This window comes from Dyadobacter sp. CY356, from assembly GCF_021440195.1.
Taxonomy (GTDB): Bacteria; Bacteroidota; Bacteroidia; order Cytophagales; family Spirosomataceae; genus Dyadobacter.
In genome coordinates this window covers 15,584-29,657 of sequence record NZ_JAJTSZ010000010.1, presented here as the reverse complement: position 1 = coordinate 29,657, position 14,074 = coordinate 15,584, and the positions used below count along the sequence as shown (strand labels likewise).

At 45.7% G+C, this 14,074-nt stretch carries 8 protein-coding genes; 3 read left to right on the top strand and 5 right to left on the bottom strand.

The genetic code is table 11. The annotated features are described in order from the left end of the window. Positions 1-65: 65 nt before the first annotated feature. The 5 genes from LXL81_RS25205 to LXL81_RS25185 form a co-directional block, all read right to left on the bottom strand. Entirely contained in the window at positions 66-1,004 is a 939-nt protein-coding gene (locus tag LXL81_RS25205; RefSeq protein WP_234650140.1) for a DUF4249 domain-containing protein, read from the bottom strand. Positions 1,005-1,011: 7 nt separating this feature from the next. Beyond that, entirely contained in the window at positions 1,012-3,387 is a 2,376-nt protein-coding gene (locus LXL81_RS25200) for a TonB-dependent receptor (RefSeq protein ID WP_234650138.1), read from the bottom strand. A 29-nt stretch (positions 3,388-3,416) separates the two neighbouring features. Further along, entirely contained in the window at positions 3,417-4,664 is a 1,248-nt protein-coding gene (locus LXL81_RS25195; protein ID WP_234650136.1) for a hypothetical protein, read from the bottom strand. 305 nt (positions 4,665-4,969) lie between these two features. Beyond that, the gene (locus LXL81_RS25190) at positions 4,970-6,985 is read right to left on the bottom strand and encodes a glycoside hydrolase family 3 N-terminal domain-containing protein (protein ID WP_234650521.1); all 2,016 of its coding nucleotides are present in this window, start codon (positions 6,983-6,985) and stop codon (positions 4,970-4,972) included. A 698-nt stretch (positions 6,986-7,683) separates the two neighbouring features. Further along, positions 7,684-8,493 (bottom strand): LexA family transcriptional regulator, encoded by an 810-nt coding sequence (locus LXL81_RS25185; RefSeq protein ID WP_234650134.1) that lies wholly within the window; start codon positions 8,491-8,493, stop codon positions 7,684-7,686. Between the two features lie 71 nt (positions 8,494-8,564). Here LXL81_RS25185 and LXL81_RS25180 point away from each other — a divergent pair, with 71 nt between their 5' ends. From LXL81_RS25180 to LXL81_RS25170, 3 genes are read left to right on the top strand one after another with little or no spacing between them, the layout of a single operon-like run. Then, on the top strand, positions 8,565-9,305 hold the full coding sequence (locus LXL81_RS25180) for an ImuA family protein (protein WP_234650133.1): 741 nt from the start codon (positions 8,565-8,567) through the stop codon (positions 9,303-9,305). Position 9,306: 1 nt separating this feature from the next. Beyond that, the gene (locus tag LXL81_RS25175) at positions 9,307-10,806 is read left to right on the top strand and encodes a DNA polymerase Y family protein (RefSeq protein ID WP_234650131.1); all 1,500 of its coding nucleotides are present in this window, start codon (positions 9,307-9,309) and stop codon (positions 10,804-10,806) included. 23 nt (positions 10,807-10,829) lie between these two features. Then, positions 10,830-14,057: an error-prone DNA polymerase gene (locus tag LXL81_RS25170; RefSeq protein WP_234650130.1), complete on the top strand. Its 3,228-nt coding sequence runs from the start codon at positions 10,830-10,832 to the stop codon at positions 14,055-14,057. Positions 14,058-14,074 lie beyond the last annotated feature (17 nt).

The window sequence follows — 14,074 nt, the reverse complement described above, 5'->3', positions numbered from 1 at the left end:
AGGTAAGTACGGCATCTAATACTCGCAACAAGCCTATATTGTTGCAATATGAGTTTATGGTAATCCTAAAAATAAAATTTCTTACCCCGCCCGGAAACTGCGGCAACATTGAAAAATCCGACGACCGCAGCCGAACCTGCACTTTTGTTTTTGATATTGGTCGATACATTGGCCAGAGGGCTGGAAGTAAAAAGCTCAGAAATACCACCTTGTCTGTCAGCCTGGGTAACGACCTCTGCCAGGTACTGAAATGCTGACAAATTAATCGAGTGAATTTCAACATAGATAGAATCACCGTTTACCAAAGGAGACTTGGGCCTGTCGTCATCATCCAAATCATTGGCATTTGCACCAAGCCTGACCGGTGTGATGAAGGTAACACCATCAAATCCGCTGCCCGAAGAAGTACCCGCATCATAGGCTGTGGTTATTTCACTGGGCTTGTTCAGTAAGCGGCCATTTTTATATGCTCTGATCCAGTACGTATCCCCTTTACCTGCGAAATCTGAGCCCCAGAACTCTGCCCTGTACATATCATCGATCATTCCGCTTCCTTCTTCAAAAGAAAGTGTCATACTGTCAACAGGCGGAACACGCTTCATGGTGGAGCTGGCCGTGTAAACATTACCTTTATAGCTCACTTCCAAAATATACGAGTTGCCTACCACGCCAAGCACCTGACCATTGACAGGCTCCCACCGGTAAGCACCGGTCCTGCTGGTGGAATCCTCGATGAATTCAAAGACTTTTCCATCCTGATCGGTGATCTGCACCTTGGCACCCGAAGCCACCGGCGGAAGGTTGTCATTATCAAAATAATCCTGTGTGAGTGTCAGATTGATGATCTGGGTTTCAGCTTTGTTGTTGATCCAGGCATCAATATTTAAAATGGGTTCGGCCGATCCGGTATCAAGTGTCACCTCATCCTCACAGGCACAAAGCAAAACGGATAGTGAAATAAGTAACAGCCGGGCCGAAGATCTGATTTTGTCCTTGCTAAACATGCTGAGATTAGAATTTAAAATTGTAAGAAACCGACGGCACCATCGATCCGATGATCGAAACCCGGTATGCCTGTGTCTGAATAGGCTGCAGGGCAGTGACCCTGTCAGATGACTGGGTAAAATAGGTTGAAAAAGCGTTTCTTCGGCCATAAACATTGTAGATGGAAAACACCCAGTAGCTCGTATTCTTCTTGGGTGTACCGTCATTGCGTTTGGTTTTCCCTTCCATTCTCAGCGACAGATCCAACCGGTGATAGGGCGACAGGCGGGCATCATTGCGCGAATCCTTTGAATTATATGGTATCAAAACGCCTTGCGAGAGGTAACGCTGGTTGGGATACGTTGTAGGCGTACCGGTTGTGAAGGCGAAATCCGCTGTGGTTGACCATTTTTCATTGATCGTGTAAGAACCTACCACTTTCAGGTTATGGGTCTGATCAAAACGGGTCGGATACCAGGCTCCCTTGTTGATGCCGTCTACTTTTAATTCCGACCGGCTTAGTGTGTAGGAGACCCATCCTGTGATCAGCCCCTTCTTTTTTTGCAGGTACAGTTCAAGACCATAGGCCCTGCCTTTCCCACTGAGAAGATCACCCTCCAGTCTGTCGTTATTCAAAAGCTCGGCACCGTTGATGTAGTCAATTTCATTGGAAGTGTTGCGGTAAAATGTTTCTACTGAAAGTTCATAGTTGGCCGTTTTTCCAAGATCGGTAAAGTAGCCCAGCGTGTACTGGTTTCCCACCGCAGGTCTGATGTTATTGGTGCTGGGTGTCCAGATGTTCAAAGGATTTGACGCGCTGGTGTTGGAAATAAAATGTACATATTGGGCGGTACGGCTGAAACTGGCTTTGATCGAGGTTTTCTCATCCACCTGAAATTTGGCAGATATCCGGGGTTCCGGGTTTTTGTAAGAAGCAATTGATTCACCGCTTTTATAGGAGCGCTCTGAGACCACTGTCTTTTTTGCGCCCGGTATGGTATCATTATATTGATAGGCCGTACCCGGCCCCAGGTAATTGAAATAGGACAAACGCAACCCGTACTGTAATTCAAGTTTTGGACTTACCGTCAGCTTATGGTTGATATACCCCGCCATTTCAAGAGCATATTTTAGCGGCTGACTGCTGTCGACTGTTTCTCCGTTGGTTGTGCCCACTGTGTTGGACGGATTAAACCGGTAGTAGGAACTTTCAAGGCCAAATTTAAGCTCCGAGTTTCTGCTGATAAAATAACTGAAATCAGGTTTCAAAACGTAATTGGTAATCGATGAACGCCAGTCGTATTTATTGTTTGCATCCTGATTAAAACCAAGCTGATAATTATAATTGCTGAAAACAGCTGAAACGTTAGAAAACAATTTACTGCTGATCAGTGAATTCCAGCGGAGCGTGGCTGATTTATTACCCCAATTAAATTTTGCCTCGTCGGACAGCCCAAAATTATCACGTCCTATAAAACCAGACAAATAAAGACGGTTTTTACGGTTGATTATGTAATTTGTCTTCGCGGTAATATCGTAAAAATTCAAACCAAAATTATTGCTGGTCAGCAGCGTCGACAATGCATCTACGTAGGATCTTCTGACCGCGATCAGGTAAGATGATTTATCCTCAATCAAAGGGCCCTGCACGGCGAGCCTGCTAAAAATAAACCCGATACCGCCTTCCACTTCGGTTTTTTTGTTATTGCCCTCTTTAAGCCTTACATCAAGAACCGAGCTGACTCTGCCACCATATTCGGCCGGGATTGCCCCTTTATACAATTTGACATCCTTAACAGCATCCGGATTAAATACCGAAAAGAATCCCAGCATATGCGAGGAGTTGTATACCGGCGCTTCATCGAGCAAAACAAGGTTTTGACCCACGCTTCCTCCCCTGACATTAAAGCCCGAGGAGCCCTCACCGACCTGGCTAACCCCTGGCAGAAACTGAAGACTTTTTACAATATCGACCTCTCCCATTAATGCCGGCAGTTTTTGTATCGTTTTAATATCAAGCCTGTTTACGCTCATCTCAGAACTACGCGCGCCAGAAATACGGCTCTGATCGACGATCTTTACCTCATCAAGCACTCTTGACAAAGGCACCAAAGGTATGTCAACGACAAGATTGGTATTCAGATCGATCTGTTTTACAATCTTTTCAAAACCGATGTAGCTATATTCAACCGTGTATTTGCCCTTGGGAAGAGTCATCGAATAAAAGCCATAGGTGTTTGTAACCGCTCCGCCAGCTGTTTTATTTTCTAATACAAGAACGCTGGCTCCAATAAGCATTTCACCATTTGAACGATCCTTGATCGTTCCGCTGATGGTAAAATTATTCTGACCATAAGCGAGAATATTTGCAAAAAGAAAAAACACGATGGTGATTTTCGTCATCTTTTTTTTCCGGCAGAATATAAAAATTGTCATTTATTTGAAGTTAATGGAAACGGCAGTTTCTTGATACTATTTGCGTTGATGATATAGGCCAGCCCGAAATTCAGATTAAAACCTCTGATCGCATCGACCTTGGCAGCGCTTTTGAATTGTGCTGAATGCAGGTACCGCAGATGCGCGCCAACCATAAATCGCTTGGAAAAACGAAGGTCAACCCCGGTTCCAATGGTCGTATGAAAAACCATTCTTACCTCGGCATCCAAATTGGGCCTGGCTCCCGAGCTCATTGCTCCGGGCCGTATTTTTCCGCCAAATGCCATGGCCTGGATAACACCGGTACCCAACATCAGATAGGGCCTGCCTTTTAATCTTGGAAATGCATATTTAAGCCCAACCGTAACAGGAATGATCATCCCGCCTCCGCTTCGAATAACACCGTCACTGCTTGGGTCTTGTTTCATGGGAACCTTCAGACGCCCCACATCGACAAACCAGGCAATCGAATCATTCATCCATTTTGTAAAATGGATATCTATAAAAGAATGTGATTTGAAAAAGTCAGTATAGGTCCCATCGTTTATGCCGGTCCTTACAGATCCAAGCATGGCAAACGTGCCGTAACGTACTTCCAGAACCGCCCGGTTATGAAGCCGGTAACCTTTAAGCGAATCGATCGGGCTGATCTTTTTTACATACAGGGGATCTTCCCAGAGATTAAAGGTTGTATCGGCCTGAACCTTGGTTTTTAAGACCTTTTCAATGTCTTTGATCACAGTCAACGAATCTGTCCTTTTCCAGTCCGAACCATTAAAGGTTGCACTGATTGATAAATTTTCACTTTTGAGCTTTTCTGCCAGACAAGCAGCGCTTTGGTTTGCCAGAATATGAATCCGGTTTCTGTCGTTATGATAATTGACATACAGGTCTGAGAGAATAGCGGAAATAAATTTAGTATCCGACGCTGCTGAACTTTGATCTTTACAGTTCCAGGTTCCGTTTACAGCATTTGGAAAAATAAAAATGGTGGGCTCTTTGATCGATTTCCATGGCGCCTTTGAAAATGCATCCCTGGCACTTTGACCATTTTCGTGCAGCACAATGATCACAGGTCTGTTGCTGTTACGATCGTAGTTGCTTGTATTGCTGTAAAATAAATAGCTTCTGTTGATCCCCTCAATATTTTGAACGAATACCCGCTGTGCTACTGAGGGCAAAATGACACTGGATGTTAAAACAAAAAGTAACCAGGCTTTTTTGCCGTTTAAAAGTGAAATCATAGGTGGACCCGGTGGTATACAACATGGAATATGTTGACGGTACTGAATCTGAACCAGCGGGTGAGGCATTTTGTATATAAGTAGCCGCTTTTTGTATATATTTTGATATAAAAAGAACGGTAAACTGTCAGATTCTGTGACCAGCTGTTGCCGATTGGCGTTGTTTCAAAGGAGTTCAGACTATACCGGAACAGTAAAATACTAGAGGCACCTGGTGAGCGGCCGAAAAGATTAAAAAAATGAAAACCCTGCACTGCCATGGTTTCATGGCGGTGCAGGGTTTATTTTTTATTTTGAAATGATGGTTAATAACTTAGACCTGCACCAAAACTGAACAAGGCGTAACCTTTCGGTTCCATAGAGCCCGCAATATCAGATTTGTTATCGGTAACGACCTGGTTTGAAACCGGAATGGTAAATGGCAGTTTGCCTGTTGGGTTAAATTGCCCGCTTACTACGTCCAGAACGGCATCAGCCGTTGTACCGAAAGTAGCAAGGATCGTGCTGGCTGCTTTACTGTCGATCTCATCGAGCACCCAGGGGCTGGAAAAATTGATGACAAGCACAGCTGGTTTGCTACTGATCAGCTCATTGATGTGAGGCACATCTATTTTATTTTTTGACAAGTTCAGCTCAATCGGTTTATTACCCGAAGCAAACAAACCTCCGGCATTGGGAATAATCCACACCAGCACGACGTCTGCTTCTTGTTTACTTGAAACAAATTCAAATGCAGAGGATTCGGCAGCTTTGTGCACGGTTATGGGCCCAGAAGCCCGCCCGTTGTCATAATAAGTTTCAAAGTACAGCTTGGTTTTGGCTTTCAAAGGAAGAAGTTTTGCATCATTACGAAGCAATACAACCGATTTTCTTTGGGCCAGATCTGCCTTTTTTTGAAACGAAGTACTGCCAACAATTTCCTTCGCCTTTTCAACATCCACATACGGGTTTTCAAAAAGCCCAAGCTCGAATTTCTCTCTGAGTAGTCTTTGAACCGACTCGTTAATACGGGCTTCACTCACAAGACCCTGGCTGACTGTTTCCAATAAAATGGAAGGGTCCGCAGTTCCTGAAAAAAGGTCAACACCGGCAGTTAATGCCTTTTGATAACGCTGGTGCAGCGATAGATTCTCAACCCCCCAGGGCATCATTTCTATCGGACCGGTGTCAGAATTGACAATGCCTTTAAAACCAAGCTTTCCCCGAAGCAGATCCTGAATGATTGCTTTATTATATGAAAAGCCAACTTCTTCAAAGTCCTTCCCCTTGGGGCTTGAATAATAAGGCATAATGGCCGAAGTGCCAGCCGCAATAGCCGCTTTAAACGGTTTTAAGTGATACTCAAAATTGCCGCCGGGATAATGTGCAAATTTCCCCCAGTCAAAATGAGAATCCATACCATTCACCTGAGGCCCTCCGCCCGGGAAGTGTTTTGTGGTCATGGCCACTGAGTTTGTTCCAAGCCGCATCCCCTGAAAACCTAAAATCACCTCGCGGATCATATGGGAAGCTAAATCCGCATCCTCGCCAAAGGTACCTTCGATCCGCTGCCAACGGGGTTCTGTGGCAAGGTCAGCCATGTACATATAGCCCTTACGCAATCCCACAGCAGTCCACTCCTGCCGTGCAATATCTGCAAATTCGCGGGTCAGTTTGAAATCGCGCATGGCTGCCAGGCCCAGCTCTCCGGGCCATTTTGAAAATGCAGTGGTTCCCACACTCAGCCCCACAGCGGCATCAATCGTAATATGGTTGCGGGGATTGGAAGCGACAATGGCGGGTATGCCCAAATGATCGTTTTCACAAAGCTGCTGAAGGCGGTTAGCCCACTGGGCAATAATGGCTGCCGGAGGGTTGGCCCTGAGAATAAAATGCCGCAGATGATACTGTGTAACCCCTTTTGTTGTCCCGGCAGCAGACATGATCGGTATAGTAAGCGGCTTTCTTGTGAATATATTGTTGGGTTGTATCAGATCCTCTTCATTAAAATCACTGGTGATTTCTACCGGGCCGGTTTTGGGCGCATTTTGTTGAAACGCATTATCACCAACCATACGGGTTGTACTGATCAGCATAAAACCTATTTTTTCTTCCAGGCTCATTTGGGAAAGCAAATCCTGGACCCGTGTATCGACAGCAAGCCGCCAGTCTTCATAACGATCCAGTTTGCCATTTTTATTAAGGTCTTTAAAGGTAAGCCCGCGTTCTTTCAAAATTTTTACAGAACGGTATCCAAGAACAGGCTGGGCAACCTTTTGGGCCTGTGCGCAGTGAACAAATAACAAAAAAATTAGAGTCTGTACATTTGCTTTGACCAACATATTGTACCGCTGATACATCGGATTTATAGTAGAGTTAATAAACTATTTGAAGACAGGCTCTGATTGCAGTTTAACAGCCTTACCCGGCACGTTGCGGGTAATCATATAGACGCTATAATGTAAAGTTCACCCTGCATCTATATCATTTAAATTTGATTGGCATGATGATATAATCACTATTTTATAAAGGAAAAGCGGCACTTTTTCACCTCCCCTATTGCAAACCATTTAGTCAGAAAACCGGGTTATTTAAATCTGCAGATAAGAAAATACTGGCTTCATTGTAAGCAGTCCGGCGGCCGAGCCTGGCACAAGATGTTGTAAGTTTGCAGGCAGAAAAATTTAAAGACAACACAAACCAGGCCGTTGTAGCATAAGAACAAAAGTAAAGATTTGCAGCCGCTGCCGCCAGATAAGAGCTCACCCGCGGTTTTTAAGTGAATATGATCATTAGTTACATGGAGAACTAGTCCGCTATAATTAAGACAGTAAGTACATTCAATTACCTTAGCAAGCTATTAATAGCTTGCTAAGTACGATACTTCCAAAAACCAAGCGTAATAATTTACTGAACCATACCAAAACGGCTTTCAATCATCGTTATAGTCAATGTAATTAACTTTGGCTAACATCTGTGCAACATTTAACCAGATAGATTTCAATTAAAATTTATGCAGTATTACCATGGAAACAACCTTTTACCCTCTTTTATTAATCCTGCTGATCTGCTGCTGCACATCCAAAAGAACTTTCATCATCTGATCCTGATTTGTGGTCGCATTTGGTATGGACTGGCTTAAAAAACTGCGGTACTTCCATATCTCTATAATATCATGTGCTGAAACTGTATAAGGCTGATAAAGACTATTTATAGAGCGCAGCAGTATAGTCCCATCCTCATTTACCGTAACCTGCTTAAAAACAAAATCCTGCTCCCCTTTAAGAATGACGATGCAAAGCGTATCAGGTTTCAGACTTTTCCAGTCCTGCACATACTCTGTGATGATGTCGCTTTTCTCGGGTATGGGAAGCATCGAGTCACCCACTGTCGGAAACATCCGGAATGTTCCTGACTTTGGAAGGTTAGGCAGATTAAACCTGGGAAGTTTTGCCAGAAACTCCGGGTCACTGTATCCGCTGCGGTAACCGGCTTTTGCCTTCACAGGCACGTACTCTACATTCTCTTTATTTTGATCATTGACTGTAATGGCCAGAACCCTGATATTACTGCCGGTCATGTACACATCATTTCCCGCTTCCAGCTCCCGGAGTTTAAGCTCAGAAAGCTTGGCAAGGTTAACCCGCAGCAGACTATCCACACTTATTTTAAAGAAATCCGAGAAGCGTAAATAGTCATCCGGTTGAGGCGCTTTGGTATGCCCATTTTCTAATGCATTCAGCTTTGAGCGCGTCAGAGACAGCTTTTCAGCCAGCGACTCCTGGTTCATTTTACGCCTCTCTCTGAGGAATTTAATGTTAATGCCGAAAAATATTTTTTGACTATTCATTTTTAGTTTGTTATCATTACAATCATCACTTTGATACAAATCGTATCAAATGTAAACTAAATAATCAACTTATGAAACAGCCAGCCATCAAAAACGACATTTTTGAAACCCTGCAAAAACAGATTTATTCTTTGCAGGGTTTCACTGCGCCTACCCAGGGCAAACGCGTCAATTTTGGGCTGGGATTCATTGAGAATAGTTTCCCAAACCAGATCTTCCCAACAGGCGCTGTTCATGAGCTAATCAGCAGCTCCCCTGTGGATGCTGCGGCCACAACCGGGTTTATGGCCGCACTATTAGGTAAACTGATGCAAGGAGGCGGTTTGTCTCTTTGGATTAGCCAGAAAAGAACACTTTACCCACCTGCTCTTAAATTTTTTGGGATTGATCCTGACCGGGTTATTTTCATTGATGTAAATAATGAAAAGGATTTGCTTTGGATGAGCGAAGAGGCACTTAAATGCCAGGCACTTTCGGCAGTCATCGCCGAAATCAAGGATATGGATTTGACCGCGTCACGGCGTTTGCAGCTAGCCGTTGAAAAGAGCCGGGTCACAGGGCTTTTGCACCGCATGAATCCAAGAACGATGGGCAGTACGGCCTGTGCGGCAAGATGGAAAGTCGCACCTATTGCAAGCGCGTTGGAGCAGGACATGCCAGGAATGGGATTCTTCCGCTGGGATGTACAGCTTTTGAAAGTACGCAACGGGGAGCCAGGACACTGGCAGATCCAGTGGACATCCGGAAGCTTTGATCATGTAGAGAAGCCAGTGCAAACGGCGCCGGACAAGGATCTATTAAAAACGGGATGATATGACAAGGCGCTATGTTTCAATCTGGTTTTCTCATCTGTTAACAGACCGCTGGGTGATCCGCAACCCGGCTCAAAAGGACATGCCATTTGTTCTGGCATCCCCTGAACGCGGAAGAATGCTCATCCAAGCAGCTAGTTCAGAAGCAGAAAAACAGGGCATTGTCTGTGGTATGGTGCTGGCTGATGCCCGCGCTGTTCTGCCAGGTTTGCAGGTCTTTGAGCACAGACCTGAACTTGCCGGAAAACTTTTAAAAGGGCTTGCTCAGTGGTGTCTTCGCTACTCACCTGTTGTAGCAACAGATATGCCCAGTGGGCTGATTCTTGATATTACCGGATGCGCGCATCTTTGGGGAAGTGAGAGGGCCTATTTGAAAGATATCACAAGTCGTCTCCGTGGTGCTGGTTATCATGTCAGAGCCGCCGCTGCAGATACCATCGGAACAGCCTGGGCGATATGCCGCTACGGAAGAATCACACCGGTTATTGAATCACACACCCAGAAGCATGCCCTTTCTGCACTCCCACCCGCAGCCCTTCGACTGGAAGAAGTAACGCTTGATCGTATGAACAAGCTTGGGTTTTACCAGATCGGAAGTTTTATTGACATGCCCCGCTCGGTGCTACGCCGCCGTTTTGGTCAGCAGTTACTGAACCGCCTTGATCAGGCACTTGGCTACATGCAGGAAACTATTGAACCTATTTGCCCGGTTGTTCCCTACCAGCACAGGCTTCCCTGTCTGGAACCGATCCGGACTGCTTCCAGCATTGAAATCGCGCTTAGAACATTGCTCGAAGCGCTTTGCACCAGACTTACATCTGAAAATAAAGGGCTGAGAAAGGCTGTATTCAAAGGTTTCCGGATGGATGGTGCCCAGCAGCTTATCGAGATCGGTACTAATAATGCCTGCTGTAATCTGGAACACCTTTTTAAACTTTTCCAGCTTAAAATTTCATCCCTTCGCCCAGATCTTGGTTTTGAGCTTTTTATTTTGGAAGCACCTGTAACCGAGCAGCTTGATGCTGTCCAGGAAACACTTTGGAACATTTCAGGCACCAGCGATCTGACTGAAATCTCTGAGCTTCTTGACCGGCTGACCGGGCGCGGCGGAATGGATATTGTCCACCGTTACTTACCAGAGGAGCATTACTGGCCTGAGCGCGCTATCAAAACAGCAACATCTCTGGCAGAAAAACCCCAGTGCAACTGGCGAACCGACCGGCCAAGACCTGTAAGTCTGCTGGCTAAGCCAGAAATTATTCAAGTGACTGCACCTGTACCGGATTATCCGCCCATGTTATTCCGGTACAAAGGAGAGATTCATCACATCAAAAAAGCAGATGGACCAGAGCGGATCGAGCAGGAATGGTGGATACAGGAAGGCCTTCACAGAGATTACTACTGCGTCGAGGATCAGGACGGTGCCCGCTTTTGGATTTTCAGGTTAGGTAATTATGGCGAGCACAACCCTGAGTGGTTTATTCACGGATTTTTCTCATGATTAACAGCTATAAGTTATAAGTTATGAGCTACGTTGAACTTCAGGTCACATCCAATTTTAGCTTTTTAAGAGGCGGCTCACATCCCGAGGAGCTTGTCGAGCACGCCGCAGAGCTTGGTTATGATGCGATCGCAATCACAGATCACAATACGCTGGCAGGCATCGTCAGAGCTCACGCGGCAGCCAAGCTTAAAAATATCCGGTTAATTGTCGGGTGCCGGCTTAATCTTATTGACGGGCCAAGTCTTCTGGCCTACCCTACCAATAAGGATGCATACGCCCGGCTCAGTGGCCTTCTCTCACTGGGCAATCTCCGGACTGAAAAAGGAAAATGTGATTTGTATCAGACAGATGTGTATGCGCATGCCGAAGGGATGCTTTTTATCGTACTTCCACCGGATCATCTCAACGAACATTTTGAGCTGGCCCCTTCCTTTGAAATAAGTCTAAGGCGTTATAAGAAAGAACTGGGAGACAGTTTGTTTCTGGGGGCAAGCCGCTGCTATCTGGGTGATGATGCCAAAATACTCTACCGCTTATACAAACTATCCCAGCGGTTTGATATTCCAATGGCCGCAACAAACGATGTGTATTACCACCATCCGCTCAGAAGGCAACTCCAGGATGTGATGACCTGCATCCGCGAGAAATGCACGATCTACAATGCCGGCTTCCGCCTTCATCAGAACGCCGAGCGTCATTTGAAGACCAGTCAGGAAATGCAGCGGGTGTTTCGTAAATATCCTGATGCCATTCTTCGCGCGCGCCAGATTGCTGATGCCTGCATGTTTTCACTGGACTCATTGAAATACGAGTATCCCGAAGAAATCACCAGCGAAGGACGGAGCCCAATGGAAGAACTTATTTACCTTACCTGGAAAGGCGCAAAAGAAATTTATGGTGATGTACTGCCAGAAAAGATCGTCTCTTCCATCCATTATGAAATGGAATTTATAAAAGAAATGGATTATGCTGCCTATTTTCTTACGGTATATGATATTGTCCGTTTTGCCCGGCAGCAGCGGATCCTTTGCCAGGGACGCGGCTCAGCGGCAAATTCCACCGTCTGTTTTTGCTTGGGTATCACCTCAGTCGATCCTACAAAATTTGACCTTCTTTTTGAGCGCTTTATTTCCTCGGCAAGAAACGAGCCGCCGGACATAGACGTGGATTTTGAGCATGAACGCCGTGAGGAGGTTATTCAATATATTTACAGCAAGTATGGCCGTGACCGTTCTGCGATTGTGGCCACAGTAACCCAGCTGCATCAGAAGGGTGCTATCCGCGATGTGGCCAAAGCGATGGGTATGTCTGTTGATGCTATTAACAGATTATCTAATTCAATATGGGAATTTACTGACGAGTGGTTTGACGGAAAAAAAATCAGTGAGCACGGCTTTAATCCCGATGATGCGCATTTAAGAAAAGTACTGGATCTGACCTCGCAGTTCATGGGCTTTCCAAGGCAGCTTGGCCAGCATACCGGCGGCTTTGTAATTACCCAGGGAAAGATCACCGATCTGTGCCCGATCATTAATGCCCGCATGCCCGACAGGACCAACATTGAATGGAATAAGGACGATATTGACACATTGGGATTTTTAAAAATAGATGTGCTTGCGCTCGGCATGCTGACCTGTATCCGCAAAGCATTTGATCTGGCCAAAAAGCATTATAACCAGGATCTGACACTGGCCAACGTTCCGCAGGACGACCCGGCCGTCTATGAGATGATTACCCAGGCCGATACTATCGGGGTATTTCAGATTGAAAGCCGCGCCCAACAGTCGATGCTGCCAAGGCTGCGCCCAAAGTGCTTTTATGATCTTGTCATTGAGGTAGCCATTGTTCGTCCCGGGCCCATTCAGGGTGATATGGTGCATCCTTATCTGAGAAGACGTAATGGTGAGGAAGCGGTTACCTACCCTTCTAAAGAGCTTGAAGATATCTTGGGAAGGACCCTTGGGGTTCCCCTTTTTCAGGAGCAGGCCATGAAGATTGCTATTGTGGCGGCGGGTTTTACCCCAGCAGAGGCCGACGGGCTCCGCCGTAGTATGGCAACATTTAAGGTTAAAGGTATGGTCATGCAATATGAGAAAAAACTGGTGGAAGGCATGGTTAAAAACGGGTATACCGAAGAATATGCACGCAGGGTTTTTAAACAGCTTGAAGGCTTTGGAAGTTATGGTTTCCCAGAAAGCCATGCGGCCAGTTTCGCGCTTTTGGTCTATGTTTCCAGCTGGATTAAATGCTATTATCCTGAAATATTTGCCGCTGCACTTTTAAACAGCATGCCGATGGGATTTTATCAGCCAGCACAGATTGTCATCGATGCCAAAAAGCATGAAGTGCAAGTCAGGCCCGTAGATGTAAATCTTTCAGTTTGGGATAATATGCTCGAAGAAAAAGCTGGAAAGTACCACGCTGTTCGTCTTGGTTTCAGACAAGTCAAAGGGCTCCGTGAAGATGAAATCTGGACACTTTTATCCTGCCGAGACCAGTCTTATGAAAGTATTCATCAAATAAGGGATGCGGGCGTCTCTCAGGTTACACTTGAAAAACTGGCGGATGCGGACGCTTTCCGATCCATGGGCATGGACCGAAGAAAAGCGATGTGGGATGCCTCCGCGCTGGCTGACAGGCCTATGGGAATTTTCAGCGGGCAGCAGTCGCAGAGCCTGTTCGAACCTACGGTACAGCTGCCTAAGATGAGCGCATCCGAGCACGTGGTGCAGGATTATGCTTCAACCTCGCTTTCGTTAAAAGCGCATCCGGTCAGCTTTGTCAGAGAAAAACTCTCTGCTCAGCATGCAGTCGCTACCGGTAACCTGGCTAATTACCGGGATGGAATGATCCTATGTGTTGCAGGGCTTGTGCTTATCAGACAAAGGCCCGGCACAGCGGGCGGGGTCTGTTTTATTACCATTGAAGATGAAACAGGTTTTGCCAATCTGGTGGTTTTTCAGAATCTTTTTGAAACTTACCGAAAGGAAATACTGAGGGCAAGACTTCTTATGGTGGAAGGTAAACTGCAAAGGGAGGGTGAAGTAACGCATGTGATCGTCAGGAGTTGTTTTGATATGTCACATCTTCTTAGAGAAATGAACCAGACCAACATAGATCCACCAGTACAGACACTTTCACGAGCGGATGAAAAAGACGAGTATGCTTCCCAGGCTGTCAACCGGAAAACACAGGTACGAAAGCCGGTACAAACCGAGATTTTCCCTTCTGGCCGAAACTTCAAATAAATGAAAAATTAAATGCT